The organism is Lactococcus termiticola (assembly GCF_003116835.1).
Lineage (GTDB): Bacteria > Bacillota > Bacilli > Lactobacillales > Streptococcaceae > Lactococcus > Lactococcus termiticola.
In genome coordinates, this window is sequence record NZ_BFFO01000001.1 from 200797 (window position 1) to 219532 (window position 18736).

The following is an 18736-nucleotide window of genomic DNA, read 5'->3' on the forward strand; positions in this document are numbered from 1 at the left end:
TTAGTAGGCCAGCTTTTTTATTTTCATGATTTCTGGTAAAAAAACCATGATTAAGATTGTCCGAATCGGAATTTGTATGAGCAAGGGCAATCGGCTCAAGAGCAGGACCTTGAAAGGCGTGTTATACATGAGCGACAACCAGAAGCTGTTGAGAATCAGGGTTTGCAGGAGCATGATGATGCTAACGATCATCAAGACAAAAAGCCAGTCTCGCCAACTCCTCCGGTCGAGTCGCCTCCGATAAAAAGCCCAGCCGTAGAGCCATCCGACTATGAAGGCTGTGACCGTCATCCCAGGCGAGGAGACTGCCCCACGAAAGAGGACACCGAAGACATCGCCCGCAGCTAAACCCAGCCCCGCCCAAAAGGGACCTGCAATCCAACCAATCAGGCTGTCTGCCAGAAAGCCCGGCGAGAGCTTCCAGAAGCTCGTCCCGATGGTCAGTGACCTGAGGATGACCGAAATGCCGATGAGCACAGCAATAAGGACCAAGTCTCTGACGCTTGGTCTTGTGAAATACTTTTTCATGAGTTACCTCCAATTCAATGGCGAGTAACTGATCTTGAGTTAAAAAATTTCAAAAAATCAGCGGATGCGAGCCTGCACCGCGTCTGCCTCTATCTAACGGCAGACTTCGTCTGTGGACGACATCCCATTCCACAACACTTAACGCTTGGCCCTACTCTGTTTATTCATGAATAATTTTATTTTAGCTTAGTCTCGGGAATCTTGCAAGGCTAGTTTTTTTAGAATTGAGGCTTGGTCGTTCCAGAAAATGGGTGAATATTGCAGTGAGGCCGGAAGCGAAGCCTTACGGCTTCCATTCCTAAGTTTGGAGCCCTATCGGTCTCCAAACTTGCCTATTTTCACTGCGATATTCGCCCATTTTCTTCCACTCCTTCAATCGCAAAAAAATAGCCTGATTTGGAGAATAAGGCAATTCTTCAGGCACAAGTGGAGTGGAGGAAATTCTGAAAAAACACTGTGAGAAAGGCAAATGACGAGACCGCTAGGGATCGGCATTTAGCAATGAAACCGAAGGTTTGCTTGCGGGCCCCACAGTGCTTTTTTCAGAATTTCCGGAACGCAACGACCCAAAACAAGAGAACAAGCCCTCCAACAGGGCCTCCCTATTACAAATTATTAATCTCATCCACCAGCTTCTCAGGCTCTTCTACACCCAAAATCAGCCGGTCTTGCTTCTCAGCCCTTAATTGAATGACAACAGGCTTTTCTCCACGAGTGACGTTATACCAAAAACTCTCGCCGTCTTTAGCAAAGAACCCAGCCCATTTCCCTGGACTCCTCAAACCGCCAGTTCTCCAAACATGTTCGTTAAGAATCCCTTCATCAACCGTCGCTCCAGCGATATGTTCTTTAGGGATTTCAATCCGCTTTTTAAGTGCCCAGAGCCTAAGCCCTTTGGTTCAATGATTAGAGCTGTTTCAGTCCATGAAATATGATTACTTGCCATTTTTCTTACCTCTTTTCTCGTCTTTCATCTCTAGTTTTCCTCTTTCCAGAAGACAAGCCCCAAGCTCTCTCGTAAAGTCTGGCCCCTTGCCTTTTAGATAGGCCTCGAGTTGCTCTCGAATTGCTTCATCTCTCGCCGACAACTCCATCATCGCCACCAAGATGAGCTCCATTGACATTGGATGCTTTTCTTTAGCCATTGCCCTTGCTAGGCTAGCCAGAAAAATTCCCCGCTTACTACCAAAGGCCGCATACAGACTTCCCCGTAAGAGCCCTGTCTCTTCTACCAACTGGTCAAGCGAGCAAGCTTCAAAGCCGTAGCGTGCAAAACACTTGCCTGCCTGCTCCAAGACCAAATCTTCATCAAAACTTTTTCTTCTTCCCATATTTTTAATATAAGCTTTCTTGAACGATTAGTCAGGTATTTTGTTGAATGTTTGTTCAAAAAAGAACAATTCCTCTTAATAGCTGTAACAATCATGTTGGAAAGCACAAGTGGAGTGAAGGAAATTCTAAAAAACGCTGTGGAAAAAGGCAAGTTGGAAGACCAACGGGCTTCCAACTTAGCGATGAAAGCGAAGCTTTGCTCGCGGGCCTCCACAGTGCTTTTCAGAATTTCCGGAACGCAACGACCCAGAGCAAAAAAAAAGCCCTATCCCAGATAGAGCTTCATTCTCAAAGCTTCCCTTCCACAGCAACAATCGCCGCTTCCAGTCCAGCCTTTTGATTTTCAATCAATTTAACACGGGCTTCAATCTGCTTGATGGCCATCTCAATCGAGCGTTTCAGGCCAGGATTGCTGAGTTTTGGCTCAAAGAAGGCCTTGTACTCGGCCAGCTTTTCAGCCGTCTTGAAGTGATTGCCCGGATAGATAACAAACTTGTCATAGCTCATATCGCCACCGAGCTTTTCAGCCAGCCAGTCCCAGTTGGCTGTCTCCCAGGCCCAGGCCGCATCTTGAGAGAAGTCCTTGTTGAGAAGGTAGAGCCATGAAAAGGCGATGTCTTGAGGCTTAACTATGTCTGCATTTTTCATATTGTCAAGGAGCTTAGCTACAGCCTCTTCATCCTTGATGTTGGCCACAGCATTAGCCAGCTCACGCTTGAGCTCTTGCAGGCTGGTCTTGACGTAGAGGTCCATATAGCTATCGACCAGAGCCACATCATTAGCCTGCTTGATTTCATTATTCAGGACAATCGGGCGAATGTCGGCAGGGATGCCGGCCAGATTTTCCTTATGATCTGCAAAGATGCTTCTAGCCTGAGCAATAGCTGATTCGTTTTCAGCATAAAGCGTCCTTGCAAGGACAGTCCCGCGCAGGCTCTCATCGCCTGCAGACTCACCTTCCTGCTTCTTCCAGCCCAGACGGGCATAGTTCTTGGCAAAGAGCTTGCCGACCAGTGATTTATAGGTCGCCTCAAGCTCAGTATCGCTGTCGATAAAGCTGTCAAGCTCGCCCAGGAGCTGGCTGATAGCCGTACCGACGATATAGCTTTCTTCATTAATAAAGTAAGGCAACATCTCAACCACATCAGCATAGCTGATGAGCTCAGCCTTGGCCAGGAGCTTGCGATCTTGGATGAGCTGGAACTTGGTCACATCTTCAAGGCCAGCCAGGTTTTCCAGCAGGTCAGTCAAGAGCTCACCCTTGTAGTCGATGATATAGTGGGCCATGTTGGCATCATTAAGGAAGAGGGCCTTGCCTCTATTAGCTTCCTTGAGGGCTGTAAAGCCAGGAATTTCGACTTTTTCTTCAGAGAGGAGGTCAGGAAGCCCGGTCCAGTTGCTATTGAGCGGGATGTTCCAGAGACGGCCTTGCTCCTTGCCTTCGCCGATGAAGAATTGCTTTTGGCTGAGAACGAGGCTATCGTTAACTACTTCTGCTGTCACGACTGGATAGCCTGGCTGGTTGACCCAGCTGTGCATGAAGGAGGCTACATCCTTACCAGAAGCTTCTGCCAGGGCATTCCAGAGGTCATCACCGACTGTATTGCCATACTGATGCTTGGCAAAGTAGAGGCGGAGGCCTTCAGCAAAGTCCTTATCGCCCAGCCATTTGCGGAGCATGACCATCAGGCGTGAGCCCTTGGCATAGACAATGGCAGGGTCAAAGAGGGTGCCGATTTCGTCAGGATGATTAACATCGACGTGGACAGATTGGACACCATCGGTCGCATCACGATCGAGGGCAAGACTCGCTTCCTTGATAGAGAAAGATTCCCAAACCTTCCATTCTGGATGGATGGCGTCGATGGCCACATATTCCATGTTGTTGGCGAAAGACTCGTTGAGCCAAAGGTCATCCCACCATTGCATGGTGACCAGGTCACCAAACCATTGGTGGGCCAGCTCGTGGGCAATGACAGTGGCCACGTACTGCTTACTTGCTACTGTGGCATTGTTAGGGTCGACCAGCATGCAGACTTCACGGTAGGTGATACAGCCCCAGTTTTCCATGGCACCAGCTGAAAAGTCAGGCAGGGCCACATGCCAGCTGTGTGGCAATGGATAAGGAGTCTGATAGTAGTCTTCGTAGAATTCAATAGATTTCACAGCGATATCAAGAGGGAAATCAAGAACTTCTGGAGCGTGAGCTTTCGTAGAGAATGTCCCTACTTCAACGCCGGATTTTGTCTTGGCTTTTTTGTACTGCATGTCACCAAATACAAAGGCGAGCAGGTAAGAGCTCATGCGGACTGTGGTGTCAAAAGTGTGGATGCCATTTTCATTGCTGACTTCTGGCATGTTGGCCACGATAATGTCGCCTGGCTCTTCGTCAAATTTGACAGAGAGGTCAAAGGTCGCCTTAGCTTCAGGCTCATCGATAGACGGGAAGGCCTGGCGGGCAAAATGGCTCTCAAACTGAGTGCCGACCAGCATCTTCTTGACCCCATCGACTTCGTAGTATGAAGGGTAGATGCCCATCATGTTGTCAGTCAAGACAGCCTCGTACTCAAAGCTGACGGTTACGTCGCCAGCATGGTCGAGCTTGACAGCGACTTCTTCATTTGCTGCATCAAGGCTGAAATCAGCATCTACGCTGAAGGCCTTGACAGAGCTGATTTTCAGGTCTTTGGCATGGAAATAGACCGTGTCGCTCTTGGCCTCGCCATGGATTGCGACCTGACCCTTGAAGGTCTTTGTTTTTCTGTCAATGTCCAGGAAAATCTTATAGTTTTCTGGGACAAAAGTTTCAATGAGACGTTTTACTGCCATTTTCTTGCTCGCTTTCTTTTTTAATCTATCTTTAATTATAACAGAATTCAATACAAAAAACCTCTGCTACTGCCGAGGTTCATCTCTAGTTAGTATTTTAAGAAGCCTGTGTGATAAGCAATCACACCTGATAAGTCCAGTTGTTTCACTTTTTCAAGTGAGGCTTCTGCTTGCTCCATATTCCAAGTCATAGCAGGATTAGAGCCAATCAGTTCACCATTCTGAACATTGACTGCATCACCACCGATAAGGACCTTTGAAGCCAGCAGCAAAGTCAAATTCATCGCCATCCTTAATCAAGTGGTCGACTGGAATAAAGCTTTCTGCAAAACCGTTTTTTAACATGCTGTGGAAGCCTATTTCTGACTCACTAAGTGTTTCACCTGCATCAAGCTTTGCTTCTAGACGAGCAAGCTTTGTCGGCACTAGCTCACCTGTGATGTATACGGCGTCTGTTTCATCTGCATAAAACTCTGCATTAGGAGCAAATTCCTTGAGGGCACGGGCAATCATCAAGCGGCGTTTCATCCCACCAGACAGCATGCGGGCACGGTCGTTCCGCTTTTCCCAGAGCTCCAGCATGCCGAGGTATTTCTCAGCTCGCTCCATGGCAAGCTTGCGGGGCACGCCATAATAACCGGCTTCGTTGACACAGATTTGGAGGACGGTTTCAAAAGGGTTAAAGTTAAATTCCTGGGGCACCAGGCCTAATTGTTGCTTGGCCTTGACCATCTGTTTGACACTGTCATAGCCGAAGACAGAGACTTTCCCTGAGGTCTTGTTGACCAGGCTTGAGATGATACCGATGGTGGTTGACTTTCCGGCTCCATTAGGGCCGAGAAGAGCGTAAAAATCCCCCGCCTCGACGGAGAGATTGATACCCTTGAGGGCTTCTACCCCATTATTGTAGACTTTTTTCAAGTCCTTGATTTCCAACGCTAAATTTTCCATAACGAAAAGTATAACACAAAAAAAGCCCTGGGGCTTTTAATTTGTTTGTTAATTTAATTCGTCAACAGCCATCATGACTTCATCATAGCTAGGCTCATTGCCGATGTTTTCAACGATTTGGCTGTAGACAATCTGGCCGTCCTTAATCAGGTAGACCGCCCGAGCCAGCGTCTCGCCGTCATCGAGCAGGAGGCCGTAAATGTCGCCAAAGGTCCCGTCATCTGAAATCATGTGATGGCCGTCGCCAGCCGCTGCACACCAAGCCCGGTGCTCTTCAGAGCTGTTTTTTGACACAGTCAAAAAGCTGATGCCAGGATGCTTCGCCGCCTCCTGGTTAAAACGCTTGGTCTGCAAACTACAGACCTCATGCGTGATGTCAGGCACCACGCTGATTAAGATAGGGCGCTTAAAGTCTGCCAGACTGACCCGGTGGTCATGCTGGTCAGGCAGGCGAAAGTCTGGGGCAGGTCCGTCTACTTTAGGATTGAGTGCGGCAATCATCTTGCCGTCTGAGTAAATATCAACAGTCATTTTCATACTCCTTTATCTGAGCTTTGCTAGCCGACAGCTTTATTTTAACATGGCCGAAGCATTGAAAATACTGGAATTGCTCATGGTTTTGATGTGAATTTCTCAGAAATAAGACTGGAAGATTTTTGCCCACCAGAGCTAATTGACTTTAGAAAACGGCACGAGCGCAGTGAAAAAAATTATGAAACGGACTTTATGGACGGCTCGTCTAGCTTAGGCCAAAGCTGCTTCAAGTGCTGCCTCATAATCCGGCTCATCCGTAATCTCTTCCAGGACCTCAGCATAGACAATCTCGCCAGCCTTGACCACAAAGACAGAGCGGGCCAGGCGACCCTCGAGGGCTCCAGACTTGAGCAGAAGGCCATAGGCCTCGCCAAAGGCTCCTGTATCTGAGAGAATCGTCATATCGACATCCTCAGCCGCGCACCAGTTCTTCTGCTCTTCAGGCGTATTGGTCGAAATGCTCAGAAAATCCAGCTCCTGGTGGCTGGCCGCCGCCTTATTGAATTGCTTAGTCTGTAGGCTACAGACCGATGTGTTGATGTCTGGGAAAACGCTGATAATCAGGGGCTTAGTCAGGCTAGAGGCCTTGACCGGCTTGCCATTGATGTCTTTGAGCTCAAAGTCTGGGGCCGGACCGCTTGTGACAGGCTCGATTTCAGCCAGGGCTTCTCCTTGAAGTTTGATAAAAGTCATTGTACTACCTCTTTTCTATTGATTAAATTCATTTTACCCTTTTTGAGGCACAAAAAATAATGATTTGATTAGGAATTTTCATTTCCTTCTTTTTTTGCTATAATATGCTTATGAAAACGACTTTTACAGTGACACTAGACGATAAATCCTTACAGCTCAAGCTTTCTAATCAGGCAGAACTTTTTATTCTTGAGCAAAACAATGCCCGCTTTAAGCTGTCAGAAGAACAGATTTTCCTGCTCTTCAAAAAGGGACAGGTCCAGCAGATTGGACAAAGCATCAATCAAATCGGCAAAATCGAGTTTGACCGTGTCCTCCTGATTCGCCCAAGCGACTTTGACCTGGAAAAGGAACAACTTGCCAGTCATCTGGCCAACATGGCTCTTGAGGCAGGCATCAAGCTCAAGAAGGCCCCTGAAGCCATGAAACTCCCCAAAAATCTCTACAACGCGTCTGCCAAGGCGGCTGACGAGATTTTCTCTGTCTGCCAGCCCTTTGACCTCCATCTCGAAAAGAAGAAGGCCGTCTCTCCCAAGGCCCAGCACCGCTGGAAGAAGGCCATCTCTACAATCGAATTTGAAATTCGACACGAGGGCTGTGCCGGCCAGGTCATCTGGGAAAAGTCGACTCAGCTCCGACTGAAGGCCGGTGCCATGCTCCTGCCTGACGACCAGGTCCCCTTGCGAAAAGACGGTAGTCTTAGCTTTACCGGCAAGTTTGCGACTGGCCTCAGAGAGGACCACGCCAACAGCATCGACAAGAAGCACTGGACGACGACTGAGGACATCCTCCTTCGCTCGGTCAATGAACTCGGCCACCTCGTCTATTTTGCCGGCACGAATAGCTGGTTAGAACTCTTTGACGCTGAGGGCAGGACGATTCATGAGTTGACTGTCGTATAAAGTAAAAAAGCACAAGCTGTCTATTCCGAGACTGCTTGTGCTTTTATCTATCTGTAGTCTAACAAATCTATTTTTCAAAGTCAACCAAGTCGCCTTGCTTTGTAATCAGCATCAGTCGCTTTATTCCTTTGAAATGATAAAACTGCTTGCTGACCTCCCGGATAATTTTTCCACTGGGCATTTTGAGGCGACGTGCATCAAAGACCAGATGTGAAGATTGCTTAACAGCACGCCTGAACTGATTTTCAATCGTCCATCTACTGCTTCCTTTGGGGGTCTTTATTTCCCAAGCTATCTCAAGCATTCTAATATCCGGACTCCGAAGCCCTTCAATCCTGCTGGGCGGAATCAATTCGATATCATAGCCCAATTCCGTAAGAAAGACGACTGTTGCCATCTCATGATTTTCAAGGACAACGCCATTTGGCAGAATTTTTCCTTTAGACTTCGCCACCAATTCCCCCTATCGTTCAGACTTGAAAAAACAGGCCAAAATCTCCGCCGGACTCATCCGATAAATCATGCCATCCCGCCCCTCAAGGAGCCGAGCAATCTCTGCCCGCTCATAGGGCAGGCCAATCAGGATCGCCTTAAAATCCTCCAAATCTTCCAGGGCAAAGAAGTCTCCCGTTAGCTCACAGGCATGAATCCGGCCATTTACCAGGCTGAGCTGGACCTCTAGTTGACCTCCCTCAAACTGCTGGACCCTTTTTATGGTCATCTCAACATCAGGATTCTTTCCAAAATTCCAATCCCAGCTCCGCCATTTTTTCTGGGCCAGCTCATCAATGCTCCTGCGATCGGCATCTGTCAGCTCGTAGACCCTCGTCCCCGGCTTCAATAACTCCGCCAGCATCTTCTCGCCAAAGACTTCCGGTGACCATTTGTCGACCAATATCTCTTGAATATTGATGGTCCGGCTTTTGACCGAGCGGATGCCCTTGGATTTCAACTTATAGGCTGGGACATTAAGATATTCTGACATCTTAGACAGGTCGGTCGCATAGAGGAGGGAGCCGTGATGTAGGGTCCGATTATCCCTCGTCGCCTGGGCATTCCCTGAAATCTTCTTGCCGGCCAGGGTCAGGTCATTGCGACTATTATAGTCAGCCGACAGGCCCAGGCTTTGCAGGGCTTTGACAATCGGGTCCATAAAGCGACTAAAGTCAATTTCATCGCTCTGCTCTGGGCTGATAAAACTAAACTGCCAGCCTCCCAAGTCGGTAAATATCGTACCACCACCCGTCTACCGGCGGACTATCCGGACATTATCTCGCTTGACCGCCTCCAGATTAAGCTCTTGATAAGCATTTTGATAACGGCCCAGCATGACGGTTGGCTGGGTCTGCCAAAATAAGAGGACCAGCTCATCCAGCTTTTTTTCCGTCATGAAATATTCTTCGACCGCAAAGTTAAAATAGGGATCCGTCGACCCTGTATTGACGTATATCATTACTTGACACCTACTTGCAGGGCCTCGTGGGCCTTATATGAAGAGCGGACCTGTGGGCCCGAAGCCACAAACTTAAAGCCTTTAGACAGGGCCAACTTTCGATAGTCGGCAAAGTCAGCAAGGCTGATGTATTCCCGGATTTGGAAATGCCGCTCTGAGGGCTGGAGATACTGGCCGATGGTCAGAAAGTCCACGCCCACAGCCCTGGTGTCCTCCATCAGCTGGTCGACCTCCTCCCGTTTTTCGCCTAGGCCAAGTATGATACCAGTCTTGGTAAAAATCTCCGGAGCCTTTGCCTTACAATAAGCCAGAACATCCAGCGTCCGCTGATAGGTTGCCCGGTGGCGAATCTGGGGTGTCAGGCGTTTGACGGTCTCGATATTATGGTTGATGATGTCCGGCTTCGCCTTAATAATGCGATCGAGCGACTTCTGCTCCCCCTTCATGTCTGAAATCAAGACTTCAATCGTTGCTTCAGGCAGTTTTTCACGGACAGCCTTGATGGTCCGGACAAACTGAAAGGCCCCGCCATCTGGCAGGTCATCCCTGGCCACACAGGTAATCACGACATGATTCAGCCCCATCTTATAGGCGGCCTCCGCCACATGTGCCGGCTCATCGACATCGACCGGCTCCATACCGCCAAAGGTCACATCGCAAAAACGGCAATTTCTGGAACAATGCGAGCCCAAAATCATAAAGGTCGCCGTCCCGTTGGCAAAGCACTCAGCCATGTTAGGGCAGCTGGCCTCGGCACAGACCGTGTTGAGCCCGGCATTTTCCATAAGCTGCTTGACCTCATCGACAGCCCCAGCCTTAAAGCGGACCCGGGGCTTGACCTGGGCTTTTGGAGCAGTGTCAATCAGGCTGATTTTGACCTCCGGGCGAGAGCTTTTCTTGCCACAGCAACATCCTCCATGCCCGCAAGCACAATTTTCTGTCATCCTCATCTTCCCTCCTATTTTGGGCTAGACCTCAGCAAGCGCTAAAACATCTCCCTGATGAACCTCATCGCCTGCCTCAGCCTTGATTTCGAGCAGACGGCCAGAAAAATCCACCTCGACCTCAGAAATCGTCTTGCTGGTCTCGACATCGTAGAGGACTTCGCCAATCTCAAAGCTATCCCCTAGCTTTTTATGCCATTCCACAATGGTCCCTGCCTCAGCCTTGGCCGTCAACTGCGGAAAGAAAATCTCTCTTTTCATCCTGTTCTCCCTTATGAATCTGCTTACATGATAAATACTCCTTCATTTTACAATTTTATCCAGCAAATATCTTAGATTTTGACCAGAAAAAAGACCGCCATTTTGCGGTCTAAGACTATCTATACATTTTAATAAAACCAGCCTACTGAGCCGTCAAATAATCATAAAGGCCACCAAGGTCGCCCTCAAAATCTACCGCCTTGCCATCAATCTCAAGCTCCAAGACCTTGAAATTATCAGGATAGAGGGCCTCGTCAGCCAGCTGGAGACTGATAAATTCCTGGATGCTTTCAAATTCATCCTCAATCACTGAGCCCATCGGACTTTTAACCTTAAATTTCATCATGATTTTACCTCCATATCATCAAAGACCAGACTCGGATGGGCGTTGAGCTTAAGGCCTGCAAAATGCTGCTTCTCGAGCTCAACATAGGCCGCCGCTGCAATCATGCCAGCATTGTCCCCACAGAGCCGAAGCGGTGGCACAATGACCTTGACATCTTGAATCTCTGTCGCCAAACGTTCCCTCAGTCCCTGGTTGGCAGATACGCCACCGCCGACAATCAGCGTCTTGACCGGATATTTCTCAAGGGCCAGCTTAGTCTTGCCAATCAAGACATCAAGCACTGCCGCTTGGAAGCTCGCCGCAAGATTGGCCTTGTCTGTGGCCACCAGGTCTTCTCCCTTTTGCTCGGCATTGTGGACCAGATTAATAAAGGCAGATTTCAGGCCTGAAAATGAGAACTCAATCTCTCCAGTCGTCATCATGGCCCGGGGGAACTTGTAAGTGTCCTCGCCCTGGTGGGCCAGCTCATCAATCGGCTTGCCGCTCGGATAGGTCAAGCCCATCACACGCCCGACCTTGTCATAAGCCTCGCCAGCCGCATCATCCCGGGTCTCGCCGACCTTACGATAGTCGCCTTCGCTCGCCACATAAACCAGCTCAGTGTGGCCGCCAGAGACCAGAAGGGCCATGGCAGGGTATTCAATCTCATCGACCAGGCTAGCCGCCATCAGATGGCCGGCCATGTGGTTGACCGGAATCAATGGAATCTTGTGGACCCAGGCAAAGGCCTTGGCTGCCATGACCCCAATCAGGAGGGCACCAACCAGGCCAGGACCTTCTGTCACGGCCACCGCCGTGATGTCATCGGCCGTGACAGCAGCTTCTTCAAGGGCCGCTTCAATACAGATGGTAATCTGCTCGACATGGTGGCGACTGGCCACCTCAGGGACCACACCACCAAAACGCTTGTGGCTATTGACCTGGGAGGCGATGACGTTACTCAGAAGCTCCTTATCATTTTTAAGGACGGCCACTGAGGTCTCATCGCAGGATGACTCAAAGGCTAAAATATATGTATCTTTCATTTTATGCTTCTTTCTTCATTAAAATTGCATCTTCAATCGGATGACTGTAATAATTTTTCCGTTCATGGAAGGCTTCAAAGCCGAGTTTCTTATAAAGTCCTTGAGCTTTTAGATTTGACCGTCGGACCTCTAGGAAAAGCCGGCCCTCAAAATAAGAAAGCTGCTGCATCAGGCTGGTCGCAATGCCTTGGCCCTGACTTTCTGGTCTCACAGCAATATTGGTGATTTCTAGCTCGTCGACCAGCTCGGTCACTGAAAGAAAGGCCTGAAGGCGGTCTGCCTCGTCTTCAGCTAAAAAATAAATGCTCGACGGATTCTGCAAATTGCCCTCAATGACCTGCCTGGTCCAGGGCGAGTTACCCTCATAGACCTCATCGAGCAGGGCAAAAATCCGCCCGGCCAGCTGATCACAGTTTTCCTGGCTGGCCTCTAGCCGCCTAAGCCTGATCATCAAGCGCTTCTTTCTCGTCAGGAGCATCAGACAGGCCCGCCAGTTTCAGGCTCTTGCCCATCAGGACAGCATCACCACCATCATCATAATATGAAGGCAGGATTTTCTTGGTCTCAAAGCCCTGCTTGCGGTAGAGGCCCTGGGCCAGTGTATTGTCCCGCCTGGCCTCTAGGGTCAGCTCCTCCTTGCCCAAGTGACTGGCAATCTTGACCAGTTCTTGAATCATGTGGCTGGCAATTCCCTGTCGCTGGACGCTTGAGCTGACGGCGATATTGGTAATATGGGCCTCGTTGATACGGAGCCCCTGACCAAGCCTCAGACCAATAAAGGCCACGACCTTGCCGTCTTCATTCTCAGCGACCATAAAGAAAGATTGGTTTGACTGAACAATCTCATGGTCAAAGTGAGAAAAGGTCCAGGGCACCTCGCCTTCGTAGACATCACGCTCGATGGCCAGCATCTGGACGATGTCTTCTCGATTGGCCAGGCGATAGATCATCCCGTTTTGACTGCTCTCCAGCTCGAGCTCTTCAATGGCTAAATATTTTCTGGGATTAAAGCCGTTGGACATAGTCCTGAGCTTCGTTAGGATCTTGTTTATCATGAGCCTCGAGCCACTTCTCCTCTGCTTCTACTTTTTTTAGATAATCGGGGGCAAAGGCGTGGATATTGTCCACGACCTCTGCGGTCTCAGCCAGTCTAGCCAGGGCATAGGCACTCGGCAGGACGGCTTCGCTGTCCGTGATGATTTGGTCGTCTTCAAAGCCCGCCTCTAAAATATCTGCCTTAAAGCCAGCCGTCTCGCCTGTAAATACGAGCTTCTGGTCTGGATAGGCTTCTTTCAGCTCTGCCAAAAAGTCACTGAACTTGCAGTGCTGGTCAGGCATGAGGGCATTAGCCCCGTCATATAGGCCAGCATAAGCATTCCCACGCCGGGCATCAATGACAGGAACGACCAAGCCATCCGTCTTCAGGCCACCAGCAATGGCAAAAAGACTTGACATTCCCACCAGCTCCTTATCCATCGACCAGGCCAGCGTCTTTGCGACCGTCACAGCAAGCCGGAGGCCCGTGTAGGAGCCAGGGCCTTTAGCGACGGCAATCCGGTCAATATCGCTCCCCTCCATATCCATCTGGGCCAGCAAAAAATCAATGCTGGTCATCAGGGTCGTGCTGTGATTTTTCTTGAGGTTCAGGCGGATTTCCCCCAGAAGTTTTCCATCTTCTGTGACGGCAATCGCCAGGGCCTTACTTGAGCTATCAAAGGCTAAAATTTTCATTTTTTTATCCACGCTTATACTTGTCTAAATTTTACTTCTAGCCTTTATTTTATCACATTTCGAGAAATTCCTCAGCCTTTCAATTCTTCCTTAATTGTGATAAAATGAAGAAAATATATCGTGAGATAACAAGACAAAAGAAAGGATATGCAGGATTTCCTGCATGGAAACTTATGATTTTCAAAGTATTTTATCAAGAAGACAAGAGTCGCAGCCCACGCCGGGAGACTACTAAATCTCTCTACCTCGACCTCGACGTCAAGACCGAAGAAGACGGCGTCATCAAGGGACGTGCCATCCTCGCTGAAAAAACAGACTATCTAGTGGAATTCATCGAAGCCCTCTCAGACGAAGCTTTTGACTACGAAAAAGAAAACAGTGAAGCAAAAATCACTGAACTTTAATGTGAAATAAGAAAAGGCAGGAAGCCTTTTTCGTCATTTAATAAAATTGAAAGGACAATATGTCAAATCTTAAAATAGCCTCTGAAGAAGTCGCAGTCTATGCTGTCGGCGGACTCGGAGAAATCGGTAAAAACTGTTATGCCGTCGAATATCAGGATGAAATCATCGTCGTCGACGCTGGTGTCATGTTCCCTGAAGACGAGCTCCTCGGTGTGGACTACGTCATCCCTGACTACAGCTACCTGGTTGAAAACGTTGACCGTATCAAGGGTCTCTTTATCACTCACGGTCACGAAGACCACATCGGTGGGATTCCCTTCCTGCTTAAGCAGGCCAATATCCCAATCTATGCTGGGCCATTCTCTTTGGCCCTCATTCGTGGAAAGCTCGAAGAACACGGCCTCTTGCGGGAAGCCAAGCTCTTTGAAATCCATGCGGACTCAACCGTCAACTTCAAGCACTTGAAGCTCTCCTTCTTTCAGACCACCCACTCGATTCCAGATCCTATCGCTGTTGTCATTGATACACCCCAGGGTAAAATCGTTGAGACCGGTGACTTCAAGTTCGACTTTACACCGATTGGTACGCCTGCCGACCTCCACCGGATGGCGCAACTCGGCTCTGAAGGGGTCTTGCTCTTGATGAGTGACTCGACCAATGCTGAAATCCCTATCTTCTCAAACTCTGAGAAGGTGGTCGGTGAGTCGATTCTTAAAATCATCGAAAAAATCGAAGGTCGGGTCATCTTTGCCTCATTTGCCTCAAACGTCTATCGTCTCCAACAGGCCGTTGACGCAGCGGTTAAGACTGGCCGCAAGGTCGCTGTCTTTGGCCGATCTATGGAAAAAGCCATTGTTAACGGGATTGAACTGGGCTATATCAAGGCGCCAGAAGGTACCTTTATCGAGCCCAACGACCTGACCCAATTTGCTGCCCACGAAGTCCTCATCATGTGTACGGGTAGCCAGGGCGAACCTATGGCTGCCCTCTCACGTATCGCAAATGGCATGCACCGTCACATTACTTTGCAAATGGGCGACACCGTCGTCTTCTCTTCAAATGCTATCCCTGGTAACACTTACGGTGTCAATCAGTTGATTAACAAAATCGAAGAAGCTGGCGCTGAAGTCATCTACGGTAAGATGAACAACATCCACACTTCTGGGCACGGTGGCCAGCAAGAGCAAAAACTCATGCTCCGCCTGATCAAGCCAAAGTACTTCATGCCTTGTCACGGTGAGTACCGGATGCTCAAGATTCATGCAGGTCTCGCCCAAGACACTGGTGTGCCTAAGGAAAACTGCTTCATCATGGGAAATGGTGATGTCCTTGCATTGACTGCGGATTCAGCACGACTTGCTGACCACTTCTCAGCTGAAGACACCTATGTCGATGGCTCTGGTATTGGTGATGTCGGAAATGCCGTCCTCCACGACCGCCACGAACTTTCTGAAGATGGTATCGTTCTTGCCGTTACTACTGTTGACTTCAAGAACAAGACCGTCCTTGCAGGACCAGACCTCCTCAGCCGTGGATTCATCTATATGCGTGAATCCGGCGATCTCATCCGTGGTGGTCAGCGAGTCCTCTTTAACGCCATCCGCCACGCCATGCTAGAAGACAAGGCTAACGAAGCCAGCGTCGCCCGTGCCATGCGGGAGGCTTTGAGTCCTTACCTTTATAAGGAAACAGAACGCCGGCCTTTGATTGTGCCGATGGTGATGACACCGGATAAGTAAAGCAATATGAAAAGAGAAGTCTAGAGACTTCTCTTTTTCTTATCTTCCAATCATCGACATCAACTCAACCTCAACATTCCCTGCCAAGGCCCTAGTAATCATACAATTCGACTCTGCCCGTTGAGCCAGCTTTTCAGCCATTTCTAGCTTGGCGTCAGACGTATCCTCTGCCAGCATCAGGTCCAGATTGTGGACGATTTTCTCAACCCTGACGGTCATCTTGCTTTCATCGACGATTAGCTTGGAGTCAACCTTCATCGAAGCGACCTCAATGCCAGAAGCATCCAGCATGGCGGCCAGCGTCAGTGTGAAACAGGTCGATGCTGAAGCCAGCAAAAGGTCGTCTGGGTTGCTCCCCATCCCAGGACCCGAGAGTTCAGCTGGGATAGAGACCTCACGAGACAGATCGCCAATCATCAGCTCGCCGATGCCAGCCCGGCCACCAGGGTGGACGATGCTCGATGTGAATTCGTGTTTCATAAAACCTCCTTTGGGCAGCCTTCCTAAAACTGCCTGATTTTTTTATTTTATAAAAAAACAGACGAATGCCTGTTCTCTTATCAAGATTAAAATGCTTTTGCTGCTGCTTCTGCTTTTGCAACAAAGTCAGCAACGATTTCTTCTGTTTTTTCTGGAGTGTAGGCATGACCTTCAGCAGTGAGAGTCTTGTAGTCAGAACCGATGAAGCCAAAGATTGTTGACATGTAAACAGTCGCAGGATCTTTTTCTTCGTAGATACCACCTTTAGCTTGGAGGTGAAGGACTGGTTTTCCACCTGTAAGTCCTACAGGACCATTTTCAGTGTATTTGAATGTTTTACCAGCAACATTGATTGTATCAACCCATGCACGCAATTCTGTAGGAATCATCAAGTTATAAAGTGGGCTTGCGATTACAACTTTATCAGCAGCGAGGAATTGTTCTGTCAATTCACCGAACCGTGCCAATTTTGCTTTTTGTGAATCTGTCAATTCAGCCCCTTCTCCTGCAAACATTGCTCCAAGAAGTTCTGCGTTCAATGTTGGGATTGAACCATCGAATACATCAAGTGTTTCGATTTCGTCATTTGGATGAGCGGCTTTATAGCTTGCTACGAAAGCGTCAAGACCTTTCAATGAAACTGAAGTTTCTGAAGTGAGTGGATGGCCTTTTACAACGAGTAATTTAGTCATAATATTTCCTTTTATTCGATAAATTTGCTCAGTGCTTTTACATTCTAACAGAAAAACTTTGGCAGGTCTAAGGATTAGTTTGTGAAGTTTGTGAAGCACTCCTGCTGATTCGTTTCACTCCAGAAAAGCCCCGTTCTTACTATGGGCCGCAAGCAGACCGCTTTGCGGTCTCATTGCTAACTTTTGAGCCCTTTGGTCTCAAAAGTTACCTTTTTCATAGTAAGAGCGGGACTTTTCTTGCGTTCCACTTAGACTAATATCCTTATTATTCAAGCACTTAATGCAAGAAACTTTCTTTAGCTACGAGTGAAATGAAAGAAATCCCACAGAAAGCCGTGAACTAAGACAAGTGGCGAGACCTTATGGGCTCGACACTTAGCAATGAAAGCCAAAGGCTTTGCTTGCGTGTCTCACAGCATCTTTGTGGGATTTCTGTAATGAAACGGAACTCAAAAGCAGGTTTTTCATCAAACCGTCTTCTTTGCCTTCCGATTCCCCAGCATTCTCATAAGGCTGAGAATCCAAGTGATGATAACCAAGACCAAGCTGACAAAGAGGGAGATATGCATGCCGTCTAGGAAGAGCTTGGGCTGGCTGGCGATATAGGTCGTGATGTGACGGCCGGCGAGGCTAGACATGGCAAAGAAGAGGGAGATTGTCGCTAGGCTCGTCCCCAAGACAAAGGCGATGTTACGGGCCAATGAATTGACAGAACCTGCGATGCCGAGGTATTTCTTGTCGACAGTTGACATGACCAGGGCATTGTTAGGACTTTGGAAGAAGCCAACAGAGAGGCCGTGGAGGGCGAGGGCTGCGATGACAAAGCCATAGGGCGTATTTCCACTAATGGAAAGATAACCCAGCTGGGCAATGATAATGCCTGAAATCCCAATGAAGGTAATCAATTCCTTATCATACTTATCAGAGAGGACACCTGAGATAGGGCTTGAGATTAGCATAGCGACGGGATAGGCCGTCATCATGAGACCTGCAACACCGGCAGACAAGCCGTGGTAATCCTGCAGGAAGAAAGGCATGAGGATATTCACAAACATGGCGGCTGTAAAATTCAGCATGGCTGTCAGGACAGAGAGCGAGAAGAGCTTGCTCTTAAAGATGCCTAGGTCAATCAGGGGCACAGACTTGCGATTTTCTGTCCGGATAAATAAGACAAAGAGAATCACCGCCAGGATAATCGCGCCAATGACGAAGGGATTGCTCCAGCCTGCGATTTGACCGTAATTGATGCCCAAAAATAGGAAGACAATCGTCAAGGCCATCAGGGCTGAACCTATAAAATCGACCTCCTGGACAGAGCCCTTGGCCTTTTCTTTTGGCAGGGCATGAGAACCCAGGAAATAAGCGATAATACCGACCGGGACGTTGATCCAGAAGATGTAATTCCAGCTGGTAATCTGAAGAATTAGACCACCAATGGCAGGGCCTGCAATCGAGCCAACAGAGACAAACATGGAGTTAATCGCCATGGCACGGGCACGGGTCTCAGGCGGAAAGATTTGAGCGACCAGGCCAAATGAGGTGGCCATAAACATCGAGCCACCGACAGCCTGCACAATCCGGGCAAAAAGGAGGAAGGGCAGGCCCCAACCAAGATTGATTCCGGCCAAAAAGCTACCAATCGTAAAGATAATGGCACCGGTCCGGAAGACATTGGCCTTGCCCAAAAGGTCGCCCAGCCGGCCAAAAATCAGAATGACGGCTGAAATCACAATCAAATAAATCGTGACCACCCAGGTAACCTGGGCCAGGCTCACCTGAAGCTCACGAGACATGGTCGGCAGGGCGACGTTGACAATCGAGCCGTCCAGCGTCGACATAAATATAAAAATCCCGATGGAAATCAGGGCTAAAATCCTATTTTTTTGCATCTT

21 protein-coding genes, 3 pseudogenes and 1 riboswitch are annotated in these 18736 nt (G+C 48.8%); of the genes and pseudogenes, 3 read left to right on the top strand and 21 right to left on the bottom strand.

All coding sequences use genetic code 11. From position 1 onward, the window contains the following. The 8 genes and pseudogenes from NtB2_RS00975 to NtB2_RS01010 all read right to left on the bottom strand — a co-directional run bounded on the left by NtB2_RS00975 (window position 1) and on the right by NtB2_RS01010 (window position 6867). Complete coding sequence (locus tag NtB2_RS00975) at window positions 1-528, bottom strand: folate family ECF transporter S component (RefSeq protein ID WP_109245074.1); 528 nt, start codon at window positions 526-528, stop codon at window positions 1-3. Window positions 529-584: 56 nt separating this feature from the next. Continuing rightward, window positions 585-689, bottom strand: a riboswitch (THF riboswitch). 444 nt (window positions 690-1133) lie between these two features. Then, a pseudogene (locus NtB2_RS00980) lies at window positions 1134-1406 on the bottom strand (hypothetical protein); the annotation flags it as partial. A gap of 57 nt (window positions 1407-1463) precedes the next feature. Beyond that, window positions 1464-1859 carry a TetR/AcrR family transcriptional regulator gene (locus NtB2_RS00985; protein WP_109245075.1) on the bottom strand — a complete coding sequence of 132 codons (396 nt, stop codon included), beginning with the start codon at window positions 1857-1859 and terminating at the stop codon, window positions 1464-1466. A 289-nt stretch (window positions 1860-2148) separates the two neighbouring features. Then, entirely contained in the window at window positions 2149-4689 is a 2541-nt protein-coding gene (locus NtB2_RS00990) for a M1 family metallopeptidase (protein ID WP_109245076.1), read from the bottom strand. An 89-nt stretch (window positions 4690-4778) separates the two neighbouring features. Continuing rightward, window positions 4779-4973 (bottom strand): MBL fold metallo-hydrolase, encoded by a 195-nt coding sequence (locus tag NtB2_RS00995; protein WP_109245077.1) that lies wholly within the window; start codon window positions 4971-4973, stop codon window positions 4779-4781. Between the two features lie 211 nt (window positions 4974-5184). Then, window positions 5185-5640: pseudogene (locus NtB2_RS01000) on the bottom strand (ABC transporter ATP-binding protein); the annotation flags it as partial. A gap of 48 nt (window positions 5641-5688) precedes the next feature. Beyond that, window positions 5689-6171, bottom strand: a complete 483-nt coding sequence (locus tag NtB2_RS01005) for a redoxin domain-containing protein (RefSeq protein WP_109245078.1) — start codon at window positions 6169-6171, stop codon at window positions 5689-5691. 213 nt (window positions 6172-6384) lie between these two features. Continuing rightward, the gene (locus tag NtB2_RS01010; protein WP_109245079.1) at window positions 6385-6867 is read right to left on the bottom strand and encodes a thiol peroxidase; all 483 of its coding nucleotides are present in this window, start codon (window positions 6865-6867) and stop codon (window positions 6385-6387) included. A 110-nt stretch (window positions 6868-6977) separates the two neighbouring features. On the opposite strand from NtB2_RS01010, the gene NtB2_RS01015 reads away from it, so the two are divergent. Then, a complete protein-coding gene (locus NtB2_RS01015) occupies window positions 6978-7769 on the top strand; it encodes a hypothetical protein (protein WP_225867027.1) in 792 nt (263 codons plus the stop codon). Between the two features lie 67 nt (window positions 7770-7836). Here NtB2_RS01015 and NtB2_RS01020 read toward each other — a convergent pair whose 3' ends face one another. The 10 genes and pseudogenes from NtB2_RS01020 to tsaB form a co-directional block, all read right to left on the bottom strand. Next, entirely contained in the window at window positions 7837-8223 is a 387-nt protein-coding gene (locus NtB2_RS01020) for a CdiA C-terminal domain-containing protein (RefSeq protein ID WP_109245081.1), read from the bottom strand. A gap of 9 nt (window positions 8224-8232) precedes the next feature. Next, on the bottom strand, window positions 8233-8625 hold the full coding sequence (locus NtB2_RS08870; protein WP_439956792.1) for a lipoate protein ligase C-terminal domain-containing protein: 393 nt from the start codon (window positions 8623-8625) through the stop codon (window positions 8233-8235). Next, window positions 8623-9222 (bottom strand): annotated as a pseudogene (locus NtB2_RS08875) (lipoate--protein ligase family protein); the annotation flags it as partial. The gene NtB2_RS08870 and the pseudogene NtB2_RS08875, both read right to left, overlap by 3 nt. After that, window positions 9222-10166 (bottom strand): lipoyl synthase, encoded by a 945-nt coding sequence (gene lipA / locus NtB2_RS01035; protein WP_109245158.1) that lies wholly within the window; start codon window positions 10164-10166, stop codon window positions 9222-9224. The pseudogene NtB2_RS08875 and the gene lipA, both read right to left, overlap by 1 nt. A gap of 24 nt (window positions 10167-10190) precedes the next feature. Further along, window positions 10191-10427: a biotin/lipoyl-containing protein gene (locus NtB2_RS01040; protein WP_109245084.1), complete on the bottom strand. Its 237-nt coding sequence runs from the start codon at window positions 10425-10427 to the stop codon at window positions 10191-10193. 142 nt (window positions 10428-10569) lie between these two features. After that, window positions 10570-10773 carry a DUF4649 family protein gene (locus tag NtB2_RS01045; protein WP_109245085.1) on the bottom strand — a complete coding sequence of 68 codons (204 nt, stop codon included), beginning with the start codon at window positions 10771-10773 and terminating at the stop codon, window positions 10570-10572. Continuing rightward, window positions 10770-11798, bottom strand: a complete 1029-nt coding sequence (gene tsaD, locus NtB2_RS01050) for a tRNA (adenosine(37)-N6)-threonylcarbamoyltransferase complex transferase subunit TsaD (protein ID WP_109245086.1) — start codon at window positions 11796-11798, stop codon at window positions 10770-10772. The genes NtB2_RS01045 and tsaD overlap by 4 nt, the downstream gene beginning before the upstream one ends. A gap of 1 nt (window position 11799) precedes the next feature. Then, the gene (gene rimI / locus NtB2_RS01055) at window positions 11800-12249 is read right to left on the bottom strand and encodes a ribosomal protein S18-alanine N-acetyltransferase (RefSeq protein ID WP_225867028.1); all 450 of its coding nucleotides are present in this window, start codon (window positions 12247-12249) and stop codon (window positions 11800-11802) included. Further along, window positions 12236-12850: a ribosomal protein S18-alanine N-acetyltransferase gene (gene rimI / locus NtB2_RS01060; RefSeq protein ID WP_439956793.1), complete on the bottom strand. Its 615-nt coding sequence runs from the start codon at window positions 12848-12850 to the stop codon at window positions 12236-12238. Before rimI (NtB2_RS01060) ends, rimI (NtB2_RS01055) begins: the two co-directional genes overlap by 14 nt. Beyond that, window positions 12804-13529 carry a tRNA (adenosine(37)-N6)-threonylcarbamoyltransferase complex dimerization subunit type 1 TsaB gene (gene tsaB, locus NtB2_RS01065; protein WP_109245088.1) on the bottom strand — a complete coding sequence of 242 codons (726 nt, stop codon included), beginning with the start codon at window positions 13527-13529 and terminating at the stop codon, window positions 12804-12806. The genes rimI (NtB2_RS01060) and tsaB overlap by 47 nt, the downstream gene beginning before the upstream one ends. 173 nt (window positions 13530-13702) lie before the next feature. Between tsaB and NtB2_RS01070 the strand changes: the two genes are divergently transcribed. Both NtB2_RS01070 and rnjA read left to right on the top strand, forming a co-directional pair. Then, window positions 13703-13933, top strand: coding sequence for an RNA polymerase epsilon subunit (locus tag NtB2_RS01070; RefSeq protein WP_109245089.1), 231 nt, complete (start codon window positions 13703-13705; stop codon window positions 13931-13933). Window positions 13934-13992: 59 nt separating this feature from the next. Then, the gene (gene rnjA / locus NtB2_RS01075; RefSeq protein ID WP_109245090.1) at window positions 13993-15672 is read left to right on the top strand and encodes a ribonuclease J1; all 1680 of its coding nucleotides are present in this window, start codon (window positions 13993-13995) and stop codon (window positions 15670-15672) included. Window positions 15673-15711: 39 nt separating this feature from the next. Here rnjA and NtB2_RS01080 read toward each other — a convergent pair whose 3' ends face one another. The 3 genes from NtB2_RS01080 to NtB2_RS01090 form a co-directional block, all read right to left on the bottom strand. Continuing rightward, the gene (locus NtB2_RS01080; RefSeq protein WP_109245091.1) at window positions 15712-16152 is read right to left on the bottom strand and encodes an OsmC family protein; all 441 of its coding nucleotides are present in this window, start codon (window positions 16150-16152) and stop codon (window positions 15712-15714) included. An 86-nt stretch (window positions 16153-16238) separates the two neighbouring features. Further along, window positions 16239-16844, bottom strand: coding sequence for an NAD(P)H-dependent oxidoreductase (locus NtB2_RS01085; RefSeq protein ID WP_109245092.1), 606 nt, complete (start codon window positions 16842-16844; stop codon window positions 16239-16241). A gap of 467 nt (window positions 16845-17311) precedes the next feature. Beyond that, window positions 17312-18733: a DHA2 family efflux MFS transporter permease subunit gene (locus NtB2_RS01090; RefSeq protein WP_109245093.1), complete on the bottom strand. Its 1422-nt coding sequence runs from the start codon at window positions 18731-18733 to the stop codon at window positions 17312-17314. Window positions 18734-18736 lie beyond the last annotated feature (3 nt).